This is a genomic window from Streptomyces sp. NPDC091282 (assembly GCF_044757385.1).
GTDB lineage: Bacteria > Actinomycetota > Actinomycetes > Streptomycetales > Streptomycetaceae > Streptomyces > Streptomyces gramineus.
Map to the genome: position 1 here is coordinate 58,214 of NZ_JBIVUX010000001.1, position 15,765 is coordinate 73,978.

A 15,765-nucleotide genomic window follows, 5' to 3' on the forward strand; every position below is an offset into this window, starting at 1 on the left:
CCGCGGACCAGGACCCGGCTCGCGGGAACGCGGGGGTGGGCCGGCCTCACATGAGAGGCGTGAGGAACCGGCGCAGCCGCTCCTCGTACCGCTCGGGGTCGGGGTTCCACATGGCTCCGTGCGGCGCGTCCGGCACGGCGTGCAGGGCGATGAGGTCGGGGTGCCGGGCGGCCAGCCTGCGGGAGTACACCCAGGGGGCGACCGTGTCGTCCGGGCCGTGGACGATCAGGGTGGGCACGGCGGGCTGGTCCGCCTCGACGAGGTCGCCGCCGTGGTCGGCGTGCAGGCCCGCGCGGCCCTGGGCGGCGCGCACCGCGAGCGGCAGCAGCGCGTCGGGGGTGTGCCGGGCCTGGGCGAGGGCCCGCAGGGTGGCCTCCCAGTTGAGCACCGGCGAGTCCAGGACGAGTCCGGAGACCCGCTCGCGCAGGGACGAGTGGGCGGCGGCGCGCAGCGCCATGGTGGCGCCGGTGGACCAGCCGTACAGGACGACGCGGCGGGCGCCGTAGCGGACGGCGTAGCGGATCGCCGCGTCCAGGTCGCGCCACTCGCTCTCGCCCAGGTGGCTGAGGCCGTCGGGAGGGCGCGGGGCGCCGAGGTCGCCGCGGTAGGCCAGGGCGAGGACCGGCAGGCGGCGGCCGTGCAGGAACCGCATGACGTTCATCGCGAGTTCGCGGGTGGTGCCGAGGCCGTGCACCGCGATCACCCAGGTGTCCCGGTAGCCGGGTACGAACCAGGCGGGCAGCGCGCCGAGTTCGCCGGGGATGTCGATGTCCGCGTGGTCCAGCCCGAGGGCCGCGCCCGGGTTGCCGATGTGGACGTTGGGGGTGAGCCAGACCTTGTCGCCGGCTTCGAGGCTGCCGTGCGTCACCCGCTCCAGCCGCCGTACGACGGTGTCCGGGGTGGTCGCGGCGGACTCCAGGACGGCGCCGACGACGGCGTGCGTGCCGTCGCCGGCCAGGCCGTAGGTGCCGGGGCGCAGCGAGGCGAGGTCCCGGGTGAGGGTGACGCGGCCGGCTCCGGTGCCGTGCACGGTGAGCCGGGGCTCGGTGGGCAGGGGCCGGCCGGGCGTGGCCTTCAGGGCGGCGTCGCTGGCGAACCGCCCCGCGGCCACCCCGGCCGCGCCGGCGGCGAGTACGGCACCGACGGCGGCCGTGGTGACTTTGACTGGGCGCACCTGTCCAGTGTCGGGGCGGACCGGGACGACGGCCAGCGGAGGCGGTCCTGCCGGGTTCAGCCCGGCTGCCGGCCGTATCCGCGCAGGCGCTCCGCCGCCTCGGCCAGTTGGTCCGGCGAGAGCAGGGCGGGGGTCAGGCCGGGCACCGAGGAGGCCGTCAGCCAGACGCGGCACATCCACTCCAGCTGGGCCGTGCGGTCGAAGGCCTGGGCCAGGGTGGCGCCGTAGGTGACCGTGCCGTGGTTCTGGAGGAGGCAGCCGGAGCGTCCGGCGAGGGCGCGGAGCATGTTCGCGGCCAGTTCCGCGGTGCCGTAGGTCGCGTACGGGGCGACCCGGACGGGTCCGCCGAGCGCGGCGGCCATGTAGTGGATCAGCGGCAGTTCCGGGACGAGGGTGGAGACGGCCGTCGCGGCGACGGCGTGGGTGTGCACGACGGCTCCCGCGTCCGTGCTGTTGTGGACCGCGAGGTGCATCGGCAGTTCGCTGGTCGGGACGAGGGTGCCGAGGACCTGGCGCCCGGCGAGGTCGACGCCCGTCACGTCGGCGGGGGTGAGGCGGTCGTACGGCACGCCCGACGGTGTCACCAGTACGGTGTCGCCGACCCGGACCGAGACGTTGCCGGAGGTGCCGACGACCAGTCCGTCGGCCACCGTGCGGCGGGCGGTGGCGACGAGTTCGCGCCAGGCCGCCGCCTCCTGGGCATCGGCCGCACGCCGTGGCGGCCCGGATCCGTCCGGTGCGCCGCCGTGTCCGTCTCCGTCCCGCCCGTCCCGCCGCTGCTCAGCCATGACCCGATCCTGTCAGGCCGCCGGGTGACCGGAATCTCTTCGGCGGTTTCGCGGGGCGGCCGAGGGCGCCCGCCGGGGGCCGCCGGCCAACGGGCGACAGGGCCGGCGGACCCGCCGCCGGCCGGCGGCCGCACCCCGTCCCGCGCGCGGGCACCCAGAAGTCGATTTCGGTCACCATGGTGACCGACTCAGTTCATCTTCCGTTCACCCAGGTTGCCTACGGTCCAACAGCCGATGACCTCTAAAGATTGTTCGGGTAAATGGAAAACTTCTCGCTGATCCTCGCGATTGTGGTCGTGACCGCACTCGCGTTTGATTTCACGAACGGTTTCCACGACACCGCCAACGCGATGGCCACGACCATCTCGACCGGTGCGCTCAAGCCCAAGATCGCGGTGACCATGTCCGCCGCGCTCAACCTGGTGGGCGCCTTCCTCTCCGTGGAGGTCGCCAACACGATCTCCAAGGGCCTCGTCGACGAGAACGGCATCCGGCCCGAGGTCATCTTCGCCGCCCTCGTCGGCGCGATCCTCTGGAACCTGGTGACCTGGCTGGTGGGCCTGCCCTCCAGCTCCTCGCACGCCCTGATGGGCGGCCTGATCGGCGCCACCGTCGCCTCCGCCGGCTTCGGCGCGGTCCACGGCGACGTCCTGGTCACCAAGGTACTGCTCCCGGCGGTCGCCGCCCCCGTCGTCGCGGGCCTCGCGGCCCTGCTGGCGACCCGGCTGTCCTACGGGATCGGCAAGGACGCCGACGACAACGCCACCCGCAAGGGCTTCCGCGCCGGCCAGATCGCCTCCGCCGGCCTGGTCTCCCTCGCGCACGGCACCAACGACGCGCAGAAGACGATGGGCATCATCACCCTCGCGCTGGTCGCGGGCGGCACCATCGCCCCCGGCTCGAACCCTCCCACCTGGGTCATCCTCTCCGCCGGCCTGGCGATCGCGCTCGGCACCTACATCGGCGGCTGGCGGATCATCCGCACCATGGGCAAGGGCCTGACCGACCTCCGGCCGCAGCAGGGCTTCGCCGCCCAGACCAGCGCGGCCACCGCCATCCTGGCCTCCTCCCACCTCGGCTTCTCCCTCTCCACCACGCACGTCGTCTCCGGCTCCGTGATGGGCGCGGGCCTGGGCCGCAAGGGCGGCACGGTCCGCTGGTCCACCGCCACCCGGATGATGGTCGCCTGGGTGCTCACCCTCCCCGCGGCCGCCGTCGTCGGCGCGCTCGCCGAGTCGGTGACGGACCTCGGCGACTGGGGCACCGCGGCCGTCGCCGTCTTCCTCGTCGCCTCCAGCGCCGCGATCTGGAAGCTGTCCCGCCGCGAGGTGGTGGACAGCGCGAACGTCAACGACACCGCGGAGCCGGCCGGCGTGGTCACCGCGGCGATGGCCGCCGTCACCCCGCCGCCCGCGGGCCCGGTCACGGACGGCCTGACGGCCACCATCCCCTCCCCCGCCGCTCCCGCCGCCGACCCGGCCGCGACCGTCTGACACCCGAGGAAGAACCGACATGAACATCGACTGGGCAGCCATCGGCTCCGTCCTCGGCGTCAGCCTCGTGGTCACCGTGGGCATGGTGGCCCTCTTCACCCTCGGCATCAAAGGCCTCTCCGCCCGCGAACGCGCCGTCGCCCAGGGCAACTCCGCGGCGCTGGCCGTGACCGCCGCCTACCTGTGCTTCGCGGCCTGCGCGGTCGCCGTGGCCTACGGCATCCATCTGATCGTCGCCAAGTCCTGACCCCGCGGGGCCGGACCGGCCGAACGCCCGCACCACCGAAGGCTCCTTCCCGGTCCGCCGGGAGGGAGCCTTCGGCATGCCCCCACGGGCCCCCTCCGAACCACCGGTGTGGGCCTTCCCACACACTCCCCTCGCAGGTCAACGGCAAGTTGACGGGTCTTCCGGGGGCGTGGTGGACTTCCGGAGCCAAGTACGGCGGCATGAGAGGAAGCCGGTGCGAATCCGGCGCGGTCCCGCCACTGTCACCGGGGTAGCAGCCCCGCGAGCCAGGAACTCTCACCGCCGTTCTCGTCGAACCAGGGCGTGGACACCCTGAGTGAGGACAATTCGCCATGCGCGGCTGCCGAACGAGGTTGAGAACCAGGCCCCTTCCCGCCCCCGCGGCGGGCTGAGCCGATGGGTGCCGGTCGCGTCTTCGCGTACGGCGCCGCCGCCGGCCTTCTCGGCGACCTGCTGCTCGGCGATCCGCGCCGCGGCCATCCGGTCGCCGCGTTCGGACGCGCGGCCGGGGCCGTCGAGCGGGTGCTGTGGCGGGACCACCGCGGCTGGGGCGCGCTGCACACCGCGGTCTGCGCGGGCGGCGCCGTGACGCTGGGCGCGCTCGCCCAGCGGGCCGTACGCCCCTCGGCCGCCGCGTCCGTCGTGCTCACCGCGACCGCCACCTGGGCCGTCGTCGGCGGCACTTCGCTCGCCCGTGAGGCGGACGTCATCGGGCGCGCCCTGCGGGCCGGGGACGTCGAGGCGGCACGGGCCCGGCTGCCGCACCTGTGCGGGCGCGATCCGCAGGCCCTGGACGCCGACGGGATCGCCCGGGCCGTCGTGGAGTCCGTCGCCGAGAACACCAGCGACGCCGTCGTGGGCGCACTGGTGTGGGGAGCCGTCGGCGGAGTGCCGGGGCTGCTCGGCTTCCGTGCCGTCAACACCCTGGACGCCATGGTGGGCCACAGGTCGGCCCGCTACCGGCGGTACGGGTGGGCCTCGGCGCGGCTGGACGACGTGGCGGGCTGGCCGGGAGCCAGGCTGACCGCCGTCCTGGCCGCCGTCGCCGGAACCGACCCGCGCGGCGCCCTGCGGGCCTGGCGGTCCGACGCGGCGAAGCACCCGAGCCCCAACGCCGGCCCGGTGGAGGCGTCGTTCGCGGGCGCCCTCGGGGTACGGCTCGGGGGAACGCTGTCGTACGGGGGGCGCGTCGAGCACCGGCCGGTGCTGAACGGGGAGGGACGGACCGTGGAAGTCGCCGACATCGAGCGGGCGGTGCGGTTGTCGCGCCGGGTGGGATGGCTGGCGCTCGGGGTGAGCGCGGCCGGGGCGCTGCTGCGCGGACGGCCGTCGGGAAGGACGTCATGAACAACGGCGGTCTCCTGGTGGCCGGTACCACCTCCGACGCCGGCAAGAGCGTCGTCACGGCCGGCATCTGCCGGTGGCTGGTACGGCAGGGCGTCAAGGTCGCGCCGTTCAAGGCGCAGAACATGTCCCTCAACTCCTTCGTCACGCGCGAGGGCGCCGAGATCGGGCGGGCGCAGGCCATGCAGGCGCAGGCCTGCCGGATCGAGCCGACCGCGCCGATGAACCCCGTGCTGCTCAAGCCGGGCGGCGAACGCAGCAGCCAGGTCGTGCTGCTCGGCAAGCCCGTCGGGGAGATGAGCGCGCGCGGCTACCACGGCGGACGCCAGCAGCAGTTGCTCGGCACCGTGCTCGACTGCCTCAGCACGCTGCGGGGCACGTATGACGCGGTGATCTGCGAGGGAGCGGGCAGTCCCGCGGAGATCAACCTGCGCCGGACGGACATCGTGAACATGGGCATCGCGCGCAACGCCCGGATGCCCGTGCTCGTCGTCGGCGACATCGACCGCGGCGGCGTGTTCGCCTCCTTCTTCGGCACCGTCGCCCTGCTCTCCCCCGAGGACCAGGCCCTCGTCGCCGGGTTCCTCGTCAACAAGTTCCGCGGCGACGTCTCCCTGCTGGAGCCCGGCCTGGACATGCTGCACGGCCTCACCGGGCGGCACACCTACGGCGTCCTGCCCTTCCGGCACGGGCTCGGGATCGACGAGGAGGACGGGCTGCGGGTGTCGCTGCGGGGCACCGTGCGCGAGTCGAGCCTCGCCCCGCCCGTCGGCGAGGACGTCCTGCGGGTCGCGGTCTGCGCCGTCCCCCTGATGTCCAACTTCACCGACGTGGACGCGCTGGCCGCCGAACCCGGCGTCGTGGTGCGGTTCGTGGACCGGCCGGAGGAACTGGCCGACGCCGACCTCGTCGTCGTCCCCGGCACCCGCGGGACGGTCCGGGCCCTGGAATGGCTGCACGAGCGGGGGCTCGCGGACGCGCTGCGGCGCCGGGCCGCCGAGGGGCGGCCGGTGCTCGGCATCTGCGGCGGCTTCCAGGTCCTCGGCGAACGGATCGAGGACGACGTCGAGAGCCGCACGGGCCGGGTCGACGGGCTCGGCGTCCTGCCCGTGCGGGTCCGGTTCGCCCGCGAGAAGACCCTCACCCGGCCCGTCGGAGAGGCCCTCGGCGAGCGGGTCGAGGGGTACGAGATCCATCACGGGGTCGCCGAGGTGACCGGCGGCGAGACCTTCCTCGACGGCTGCCGGGTCGGGCAGACCTGGGGCACCCACTGGCACGGCTCGCTGGAGTCGGACGGCTTCCGCCGGGCCTTCCTGCGCGAGGTGGCGGCCGCCGCGGGCCGCCGGTTCGTGCCCGCCCCGGACACCTCGTTCGCCGCGCTGCGCGAGGAGCAGCTCGACCGGCTCGGCGACCTGATCGAACAGCACGCGGACACCGACGCGCTCTGGCGGCTCATCGAGTCGGGCGCGCCGCAAGGACTGCCCTTCATTCCACCGGGAGCACCCGCATGAGCACTGTGTTGTTGTTGTCGACCGCCGACACCGATCTGCTGGCGGCCCGCGCCGCCTCCGGTGCCGGCTACCGGATCGGCAATCCGACGCGCGTCGACGTCGCGGCGGAACTGCCGGCGCTGATCGACGGCGCGGACATCGCGGTCGTACGGCTGCTCGGCGGCAAGCGGGCCTGGGAGGACGGGCTCGCCACGCTCCGGGCCTCCGGCATCCCGACCGTGCTGCTCGGCGGCGAGACCGTGCCGGACGCCGAGCTGATGGCCGAGTCGTCGGTGCCGGCCGGTGTGGTCGCGGAGGCGCTGCGCTACCTCGTCGAGGGCGGTCCCGAGAACCTCCTGGAGCTGTCCCGGTTCCTGTCCGACACCGTGCTGCTGACCGGCGAGGGGTTCGCCGAGCCGCGGAAGATGCCCGAGTTCGGCGTGCACGGCGGCCACGAGATCCGCCCGGACCGCCCCACGGTGGGCGTGCTCTTCTACCGGGCCCACGAACTCAGCGGCAACACCGGCTTCGTGGACACCCTGTGCGAGGCGATCGAGGCTCGGGGCGCCAACGCCCTTCCGGTGTACTGCGGTTCACTGCGCGGAGCGGACGCCGGGCTGTTCGAGATCCTGGCCGGCACCGACGCGCTGATCGCCACCGTGCTGGCGGCCGGCGGCACCCACGCCTCGCAGGCGTCGGCCGGCGGTGACGAGGAGGCCTGGGACATCGGGGCCCTCGCCGACCTGGACGTGCCGGTGCTGCAGGGCCTGTGCCTGACCTCCTCCCGGCAGGCCTGGGACGCGTCGGACGCCGCCCTGTCCCCCATGGACGCGGCCATGCAGGTCGCCATCCCGGAGTTCGACGGCCGTCTGATCACGGTCCCGTTCTCCTTCAAGGAACAGGGTCCCGACGACGTCCCGGTGTACGTCGCCGACCCCGAACGGGCCGGGCGCGTCGCCGGGATCGCCGTCCGGCACGCACGGCTCGGGCACAAGCCGAACGCGGACAAGCGCGTCGCGCTGGTCTTCACCGCGTACCCGACCAAGCACTCCCGGGTCGGCAACGCCGTCGGCCTGGACACCCCCGCGTCGGCGGTCCGGGTCCTGGACGCCCTGAAGGAGTCCGGCTACGGCGTCACGGAGTACCCCTCCGGCGGCGACGAGCTGATCCACCGGCTGATCGAGGCCGGCGGGCACGACGTGGAGTGGCTGACCGAGGAACAGCTCGCCTCGGCGCCCGCGCGGGTGCCGCTCGCCGACTACCGGGCGTGGTTCGAAAAGCTCGACCCACGGCTGCGGGAGGCGATGACCGAGGCGTGGGGCGAGCCGCCGGGCTCCCTCTACGTCGACGGCGAGGACATCGTCCTGGCCTCCTTGCGGTTCGGGAACGTTGTCGTGATGATCCAGCCGCCGCGCGGCTTCGGCGAGAACCCGATCGCGATCTACCACGACCCGGACATGCCGCCCTCGCACCACTACATGGCCGCCTACCGCTGGCTGGAGACCCCGCCGTCGGAGGGGGGCTTCGGCGCGGACGCGATCGTGCACATGGGCAAGCACGGCACCATGGAGTGGCTGCCCGGCAAGGGCCTCGGGCTGAGCGCCGGCTGCGCGCCGGACGCCGTCCTCGGCGACCTGCCCCTGATCTATCCGTTCATCGTCAACGACCCCGGCGAGGGCACCCAGGCCAAGCGGCGCGGGCACGCCACCGTCGTCGACCACCTGGTCCCGCCGATGGCCCGCGCCGACACCTACGGCGACCTGGCCAAGCTGGAGCAGCTGCTCGACGAGTACGCGCTGGTCTCCGACCTCGACCCGGCGAAGGCGCCCACCGTGCGCGCGCAGATCTGGACGCTGGTCAAGGCGGCCGAGCTCCACCACGACCTGCACGTCGACGACCAGCCGGACGACGCCGACTTCGACGAGTTCGTCATGCACATCGACGGCTACCTGTGCGAGATCAAGGACGTCCAGATCCGCGACGGCCTGCACATCCTGGGCGGCGGCCCGGTCGGCGAGGCGCGGGTGAACCTGGTGCTGGCCGTGCTGCGGGCCTCCCAGGTGTGGGGCGGGCAGGCGAACGCGCTGCCCGGCCTCAGGGCCGCGCTGGCCGCCCACTTCGGCCTGGCCGAGAAGGAACTGCTCGCCGAGCCCGGCGCGCCGGTGAAGGTGCCGGCGGAGCTGTCCGACCTCGTCGAGGGTCCCGCGCGCACCGCCTCCGACGCCGTCGACCTGCTGGAGCAGCTGTGCCGGCGGATCGCGGAAGGGATGGAGGAGCGCGGCTGGTCGGTCGCGGACGGCCGTTCCCTCGTCCGTGACGTCCTCGGCACCGAACTGCCGGACGCCGTCGCGGTGCTGGAGTTCGCCTGCACGGAGGTCGTGCCCCGGCTGGCCCGCACCACGGACGAGATCGGCCACATCCTCAAGGCGCTCGACGGCGGTTACGTCCCGGCCGGGCCGTCCGGCTCCCCGACCCGTGGCCTGGTCAACGTCCTGCCGACCGGCCGGAACTTCTACTCGGTCGACCCCAAGGCCATCCCCTCGCGGCTCAGTTGGGAGGTCGGCCAGTCGCTGGCCGACTCGCTGGTGCAGCGCTACCTCCAGGACACCGGCGACTACCCGAAGTCCGTCGGACTGACGGTGTGGGGCACCTCCGCGATGCGCACCCAGGGCGACGACATCGCCGAGATCCTGGCGCTGCTGGGCTGCCGTCCGGTCTGGGACGACGCCTCGCGGCGCGTCACCGGCTTCGAGGTGGTGCCGCTCGGCGAACTCGGGCGGCCGCGCATCGACGTCACCGTCCGGATCTCCGGCTTCTTCCGGGACGCGTTCCCGCACGTGGTCGGGCTGATCGACGACGCCGTACGCGCGGTCGCCGACCTGGACGAACCCGCCGAGAGCAACTTCGTGCGCGCCCACGCCGACGAGGACACCGCCGGACACGGCGACCGGCGGCGCGCCACCGCCCGCATCTTCGGCTCCAAGCCGGGCGCGTACGGCGCGGGCCTGCTGCCGCTGATCGACGCCCGCAACTGGCGCTCCGACGCCGACCTCGCCGAGGTGTACGCGGTCTGGGGCGGGTACGCCTACGGGCGCGGGCTCGACGGGCGGGCGGCCCGCGGGGACATGGAGACCGCGTTCCGGCGGATCGCGGTCGCCGCGAAGAACGTGGACACCCGTGAGCACGACCTCGTCGACGCCGACGACTACTTCCAGTACCACGGCGGGATGGTGGCGATGGTGCGCCACCTGACCGGCGAGAACCCCGAGGCGTACGTCGGCGACTCGGCCACCCCCGACCAGGTGCGCACCCGCACCCTGGGCGAGGAGACCCACCGTGTCTTCCGGGCCCGGGTGGTCAACCCGCGCTGGATGGCGGCCATGCGCCGGCACGGCTACAAGGGCGCCTTCGAGATGGCGGCGACCGTCGACTACCTCTTCGGCTACGACGCCACCGCCGGGGTCGTGGACGACTGGATGTACGAGAAGCTGAGCGCCGAGTACGTCTTCGACGCCGAGAACCGGGACTTCATGAAGAAGTCCAACCCGTGGGCGCTGCGCGGCATCACCGAACGGCTCCTGGAGGCCGCCGACCGGGGCCTGTGGGCCGAACCGGACGCGGACACCCTGGAGCGGCTGCGCGCCACCTATCTGGAGCTGGAAGGCGACTTGGAGGGCGACCAGTGACCACCCCCTTCCCCTTTACGGCCGTCGTGGGCCAGGACGACCTGCGGCTGGCGCTGTTGCTGAACGCCGTCTCGCCGGCGGTCGGCGGTGTGCTCGTGCGCGGCGAGAAGGGCACCGCCAAGTCCACCGCGGTACGCGCCCTCTCGGTGCTGCTGCCGACCGTGGACGTGGTCGCGGGCTGCCGGTTCTCCTGCGACCCGGACGCCCCGGACCCGGCCTGCCCGGACGGCCCCCACACCCCGCCGGGCGCCTTCGAGACCCGCCCGGCCCGCATGGTCGAACTCCCGGTCGGCGCCTCCGAGGACCGGCTGGTCGGCGCCCTCGACATCGAACGGGCCCTGGCGGAGGGCGTGAAGGCCTTCGAGCCGGGTCTGCTGGCCGACGCGCACCGGGGCATCCTCTACGTCGACGAGGTCAACCTCCTCCACGACCACCTGGTCGACCTGCTGCTGGACGCGGCGGCGATGGGCGCCTCCTACGTGGAGCGCGAGGGCGTCTCGGTGCGGCACGCGGCGAAGTTCCTGCTCGTCGGCACCATGAACCCCGAAGAGGGCGAGCTGCGGCCGCAGTTGCTGGACCGGTTCGGCCTCACCGTGGAGGTGGCCGCCTCGCGCGAGCCCGACCAGCGGGTGGAGGTGGTCCGCAGGCGGCTCGCCTACGACGACGACCCGGCGGGCTTCGCGGCCCGTTGGGACGGCGAGGAGACCGCGGTGCGGCAACGGATCGTCGCGGCACGGTCGTTGCTGCCGTCGGTGCGCCTGGGCGACGGGGCGCTGCGGCAGATAGCGGCGACCTGCGCGGCCTTCGAGGTGGACGGCATGCGCGCCGACATCGTGATGGCGAGGACGGCGACCGCGCTGGCCGCCTGGGCCGGGCGGACCGACGTGCTGGCGGAGGACGTCCGGCAGGCCGCGCTGCTCGCGCTGCCGCACCGCAGGCGCCGCAACCCCTTCGACGCGCCGGGCCTCGACGAGGACAAGCTGGACCGGACGCTGGAGGAGTTCTCCGGCGAGGATGAGGACGAGGATCCCGACCCGGACGGTCCCGGCGGAGGCGGCGGCGGGCCGGCGCCCGACGACGGCGGCCCGCAGGGCGGTGACACGGGCGCCCGGCCCGAGGCGGGCGAGGACGGCGAGCCGCAGGCCTCGGGCGGCTCCGGCGAGCAGGCGCCGTCGCGGGCCGCGGAGCCGTTCCGCACCAAGGTGCTGACCGTGCCGGGGATCGGCGCGGGCGCCGCCGGGCGGCGGTCCCGGGCGCGCACCGAGCACGGGCGGACGACGGGTGCCCGGCGGCCCCGGGGTGCCCTGACCAAGCTGCACCTGGCGGCCACCGTGCAGGCCGCGGCCCCGCACCAGCGGGCCCGCGGGCGGTCGGGTCCCGGCCTGGTTCTCCGGCGGGACGATCTGCGGCAGGCGACCCGGGAGGGCCGCGAGGGGAACCTCGTGCTGTTCGTGGTCGACGCGTCCGGGTCGATGGCGGCCCGGCAGCGGATGAGCGCCGTGAAGGGTGCCGTGCTGTCCCTGCTGCTCGACGCCTACCAGCGGCGCGACAAGGTGGGTCTGGTGACCTTCCGGGGCTCGGCCGCCGAGGTGGCGCTGCCGCCGACCTCGTCGGTGGACGCGGCTGCGGCCCGTCTGGAGGCGCTGCCCACCGGCGGGCGCACGCCGCTGGCCGCGGGACTGCTCAAGGCGCACGAGGTGCTGCGGGTGGAGCGGCTGCGGGATCCGGCGCGCCGCGCGCTGGTGGTCGTGGTGACGGACGGGCGGGCCACCGGCGGTCCCGAGCCGGTCGCGCTCGCGGGCCGGGCGGCCCGGCTGTTCGCGGCCGACGGGGTCGCCGCGGTGGTCGTGGACTGCGAGTCGGGCCCGGTGCGGCTCGGGCTCGCCGGTGAGCTGGCGGGTGAGCTGGGCGGTGCCGCGGTGACGCTCGACGCGTTGCGCGCGGACTCGATCGCCGGGCTGGTCAAGGACGTGCAGAGGAGGGCCGCGTAATGCCGCAGGGACAGCCGAGTGTCGTACCGGACGACGGACTGACGACCCGTCAGCGCCGTAACCGCCCGCTCGTCGTCGTGCACACGGGCGTCGGCAAGGGGAAGTCCACCGCCGCGTTCGGGCTCGCGCTGCGCGCCTGGAACCAGGGGTGGCCGATCGGGGTGTTCCAGTTCGTCAAGTCGGCGAAGTGGAAGGTCGGCGAGGAGCGGGCGCTGCGGGTGCTCGGCGACAGCGGGGAGGGCGGCTCCGTCGCCTGGCACAAGATGGGCGAGGGCTGGTCCTGGGTCCAGCGCGACGCGCAGATGGACAACGAGGAGAAGGCCCGCGAGGGCTGGGAGCAGGTCAAGCGGGACCTGGCGGCGCAGACGTACCAGCTGTACGTGCTCGACGAGTTCGCGTATCCGATGCACTGGGGATGGGTGGACACCGACGAGGTCGTCGAGGTGCTGCGCGGCCGGCCCGGGAACCAGCACGTGGTGATCACCGGACGGAACGCGCCGGAGAAGCTGGTGGACCTCGCCGACCTCGTCACCGACATGTCCAAGGTCAAGCACCCGATGGACGTGGGGCAGAAGGGGCAGAGGGGCATCGAGTGGTGACGTCCTCCGTCCCACGGCTGGTCGTCGCCGCGCCGTCGTCCGGCAGCGGCAAGACCACCGTCGCCACGGGGCTGATGGCCGCGTTCGCCGCGCGGGGGCTCGCCGTGTCCCCGCACAAGGTCGGACCGGACTACATCGACCCCGGGTACCACACGCTCGCGACCGGGCGGGTGGGACGGAACCTCGACGCGTACCTGTGCGGCCCCGATCTGGTCGGGCCGCTGTTCGCGCACGGCGCGCGGGGCTGCGACCTCGCCGTCGTCGAGGGCGTGATGGGGCTGTACGACGGGGCCGCGGGGGAAGGCGAGCTGGCGTCCACCGCCCATGTCGCCAGACTGCTCGGCGCCCCGGTGGTGCTGGTCGTGGACGCGTCGTCGCAGTCGCGGTCGGTGGCGGCGCTGGTGCACGGGTTCGCCTCCTGGGACCCGCGGGTCCGGGTCGGCGGCGTGATCCTGAACAAGGTGGCGTCCGACCGGCACGAGGAGTTGCTGCGGGAGGCGCTGGAGTCCTCCGGGGTGCCGGTGTTCGGGGTGCTGCGGCGGGTCCCCCAGGTGGACACGCCCTCGCGGCACCTGGGGCTGGTGCCGGTCGCCGAGCGGCGCGCCGCGGCGGTGGACGCGGTGGCGGCGATGGCCGCGCAGGTCTCCGCCGGCTGCGACCTGCAGGCGCTGCTGGAGCTGGCGCGGGGCGCGCGGGCGGTGCCTGGCGCGGCCTGGGACGCCGCCGAGGCGGTCGCCGGTGCCGTCGCCGCGGGGACGCCGCCGCGGCCCGGAGGGTCGCCTCCGCGGACGCCGGACGAATCGCCGTCGGGGACGGCCGGCGCTCCTGTCGTCGCGGTCGCCGCCGGGGCCGCCTTCACCTTCTCCTACGCCGAGCACACCGAGCTGCTGGCCGCCGCCGGTGCCGAGGTCGTGCCGTTCGACCCGCTGCGGGACGAGCGGCTCCCGGACGGGACGGCCGGGCTGGTGGTCGGCGGAGGTTTCCCCGAGGTGTACGCCGCCGAGCTGTCCGCCAACGAGCCGCTGCGCGAGGCGGTCGCCGCCCTCGCGGCGAGCGGCGCCCCGGTGGCCGCCGAGTGCGCCGGGCTGCTCTACCTCTGCCGTGAGCTGGACGGGCTGCCGATGTGCGGGGTGCTGGACGCGGGCGGGCGGATGTCCGAACGGCTCACCCTGGGCTACCGGGACGCCGTCGCCGTGCACGACAGTGTGCTGGCCGCCGCCGGAACGCGGATGCGCGGGCACGAGTTCCACCGGACCGTGGTCGAGCCGGGGGCCGGTGCGGCGCCCGCCTGGGGAGTGCGTACTCCCGGGCCGCGCGTCGAGGGTTTTGTACAGCGGGGTGTGCACGCGAGTTACCTGCACACGCACTGGGCGTCCGAGCCCGGTGTGGCCCGGAGGTTCGTGGAGAGGTGCCGGACGTCATGAGCAGCAGGCTGATCGGGGTCGGGGTGGGTCCGGGCGACCCCGAGCTGGTGACCGTGAAGGGCGTGGGCGCCCTGCGCGCGGCCGACGTCGTCGTGGTGCCCGTGATGGACACCGGGGAGCGGGGCCGCGCCGAGGCCACCGTGCTGCACTACGTCGGCGCCGAGAAGGTCGTCCGGGTCGTGTTCGCGCTGAACGAGCGCAGCGACCGGGACCGGCGCGCGGCCGCCTGGGACGCGGCGGGTGCCAGGGTCGCCGAGCTGCTGCGCGGGCACGGCACGGTCGCCTTCGCCACCATCGGGGACCCGAACGTCTACTCGACCTTCACCTACCTCGCGCAGACCATCGCCGGGCTGGTCCCGGGCGTCGTCGTGGAGACCGTGCCCGGCATCACCGCCATGCAGGATCTCGCCGCCCGCTCCGGTGCCGTGCTCACCGAGGGGACCGAGCCGCTGACGCTGGTGCCGGTGACGGCGGGCACCGAGGTGCTGAAGGACGCGCTGAGCGGGCCGGGGACGGTCGTGGCGTACAAGTTCGGGCGGCACGCCGCCGCGGTCGCCGAGGCGCTGCGGGAGACCGGGCGGACCGAGGACGCCGTGTGGGGATCGGCGCTGGGTCTGGACGAGGAGTCCATCCGGCCCGCCGCCGACCTCGACGGCGCCCCGCTGCCGTACCTGTCGACGCTCATCGCGCCGCCGCGCCGGGACGGCGACAGAGGCGGGAAACTGTGACCGCCCCGGCGCGCCCGGCCGGGCCGGGGGGCTCAGCCGGAGATGCCCACCACCAGCCAGATGAAGGCGGCGCCGGCCACCGTGAACAGCAGGGTGGAGCGGGCCGGGTGTTCGTGGTGGGCCTCGGGGAGGATCTCGGCGGCGGCGAGATAGAGCAGGACCCCGCCGAAGACGCCGAGATATCCGCCGAGCACGGCTTCGGGGACGGTGACGAAGACGGTGGACAGCGCGCCGAGGACGGGCGCGCAGGCGTCGGCGACCAGCATGGCCACCGCCCGGCGGCGCGCGTTGCCGTAGAGGCTCGTGAGGGTGAACGTGTTGAAGCCGTCCGCGAAGTCGTGGGCGATCACGGCCAGCGCGACCGCGGTGCCCATGCCGCCGCCGACCTGGAAGGCCGCGCCGATCGCCACGCCGTCCATCGCGCTGTGCCCGACCATCGCGCCGGCCGCCGTCAGGCCCACCTCGGGCGCCCGGTGACCGTGCTCGGCGCCGCCGTGCGCGGCCTGGCGCAGCGCCAGGGTGCGTTCCACCAGATGGGCCAGCAGGAACCCGGCCACGAAGAGCAGCAGGGCGGCCGGCACGCCGAAGACCTCCCGGCCGGCCGCGCGCAGCGCCTCCGGCAGCAGGTCGAGGCCGACCACCCCGAGCATCAGTCCGCCGGCCAGGCCCAGGACCAGGTGGCGACGGTCGGTCACGCGCTGTGCCGTCCAGCCGCCGGCCAGCGTCATCAGGAACGCGCCGAGCGCGACGAAGACCGCCATGTGCCCTTGCTATCCGATCGACCGGCCCCAGCGCACATCG

At 74.4% G+C, this 15,765-nt stretch carries 12 protein-coding genes and 1 riboswitch; of the genes, 9 read left to right on the top strand and 3 right to left on the bottom strand.

Features of this window, described 5'->3' with window-relative positions; translation table 11 throughout:
- Nucleotides 1–46: 46 nt before the first annotated feature.
- On the bottom strand, nucleotides 47–1,174 hold the full coding sequence (locus tag ACIQOE_RS00315; RefSeq protein WP_401408596.1) for an alpha/beta hydrolase family protein: 1,128 nt from the start codon (nucleotides 1,172–1,174) through the stop codon (nucleotides 47–49).
- Between the two features lie 56 nt (nucleotides 1,175–1,230).
- On the bottom strand, nucleotides 1,231–1,962 hold the full coding sequence (locus tag ACIQOE_RS00320) for a class II aldolase/adducin family protein (RefSeq protein WP_401408599.1): 732 nt from the start codon (nucleotides 1,960–1,962) through the stop codon (nucleotides 1,231–1,233).
- Between the two features lie 260 nt (nucleotides 1,963–2,222).
- Between ACIQOE_RS00320 and ACIQOE_RS00325 the strand changes: the two genes are divergently transcribed.
- The 9 genes from ACIQOE_RS00325 (at nucleotide 2,223) to cobI (ending at nucleotide 14,964) form a co-directional block, all read left to right on the top strand.
- Entirely contained in the window at nucleotides 2,223–3,455 is a 1,233-nt protein-coding gene (locus ACIQOE_RS00325; protein WP_351326142.1) for an inorganic phosphate transporter, read from the top strand.
- 19 nt (nucleotides 3,456–3,474) lie between these two features.
- Nucleotides 3,475–3,702, top strand: a complete 228-nt coding sequence (locus tag ACIQOE_RS00330; protein ID WP_351326144.1) for a hypothetical protein — start codon at nucleotides 3,475–3,477, stop codon at nucleotides 3,700–3,702.
- Nucleotides 3,703–3,856: 154 nt separating this feature from the next.
- Nucleotides 3,857–4,000: riboswitch (cobalamin riboswitch) on the top strand.
- Nucleotides 4,001–4,098: 98 nt separating this feature from the next.
- A complete protein-coding gene (locus ACIQOE_RS00335; protein WP_365555539.1) occupies nucleotides 4,099–5,049 on the top strand; it encodes a cobalamin biosynthesis protein in 951 nt (316 codons plus the stop codon).
- Nucleotides 5,046–6,557 carry a cobyric acid synthase gene (locus ACIQOE_RS00340; RefSeq protein WP_401408604.1) on the top strand — a complete coding sequence of 504 codons (1,512 nt, stop codon included), beginning with the start codon at nucleotides 5,046–5,048 and terminating at the stop codon, nucleotides 6,555–6,557. Before ACIQOE_RS00335 ends, ACIQOE_RS00340 begins: the two co-directional genes overlap by 4 nt.
- Nucleotides 6,554–10,222: a cobaltochelatase subunit CobN gene (gene cobN / locus ACIQOE_RS00345; RefSeq protein WP_401408607.1), complete on the top strand. Its 3,669-nt coding sequence runs from the start codon at nucleotides 6,554–6,556 to the stop codon at nucleotides 10,220–10,222. Before ACIQOE_RS00340 ends, cobN begins: the two co-directional genes overlap by 4 nt.
- On the top strand, nucleotides 10,219–12,213 hold the full coding sequence (locus tag ACIQOE_RS00350) for a putative cobaltochelatase (protein WP_401408610.1): 1,995 nt from the start codon (nucleotides 10,219–10,221) through the stop codon (nucleotides 12,211–12,213). Before cobN ends, ACIQOE_RS00350 begins: the two co-directional genes overlap by 4 nt.
- A complete protein-coding gene (cobO, locus tag ACIQOE_RS00355; protein ID WP_351936793.1) occupies nucleotides 12,213–12,812 on the top strand; it encodes a cob(I)yrinic acid a,c-diamide adenosyltransferase in 600 nt (199 codons plus the stop codon). Before ACIQOE_RS00350 ends, cobO begins: the two co-directional genes overlap by 1 nt.
- Entirely contained in the window at nucleotides 12,809–14,236 is a 1,428-nt protein-coding gene (locus ACIQOE_RS00360) for a cobyrinate a,c-diamide synthase (protein WP_365555529.1), read from the top strand. Before cobO ends, ACIQOE_RS00360 begins: the two co-directional genes overlap by 4 nt.
- Nucleotides 14,233–14,964 carry a precorrin-2 C(20)-methyltransferase gene (gene cobI / locus ACIQOE_RS00365; protein WP_401408615.1) on the top strand — a complete coding sequence of 244 codons (732 nt, stop codon included), beginning with the start codon at nucleotides 14,233–14,235 and terminating at the stop codon, nucleotides 14,962–14,964. The genes ACIQOE_RS00360 and cobI overlap by 4 nt, the downstream gene beginning before the upstream one ends.
- A gap of 32 nt (nucleotides 14,965–14,996) precedes the next feature.
- Here cobI and ACIQOE_RS00370 read toward each other — a convergent pair whose 3' ends face one another.
- Nucleotides 14,997–15,725: a ZIP family metal transporter gene (locus tag ACIQOE_RS00370; RefSeq protein WP_351326159.1), complete on the bottom strand. Its 729-nt coding sequence runs from the start codon at nucleotides 15,723–15,725 to the stop codon at nucleotides 14,997–14,999.
- Nucleotides 15,726–15,765 lie beyond the last annotated feature (40 nt).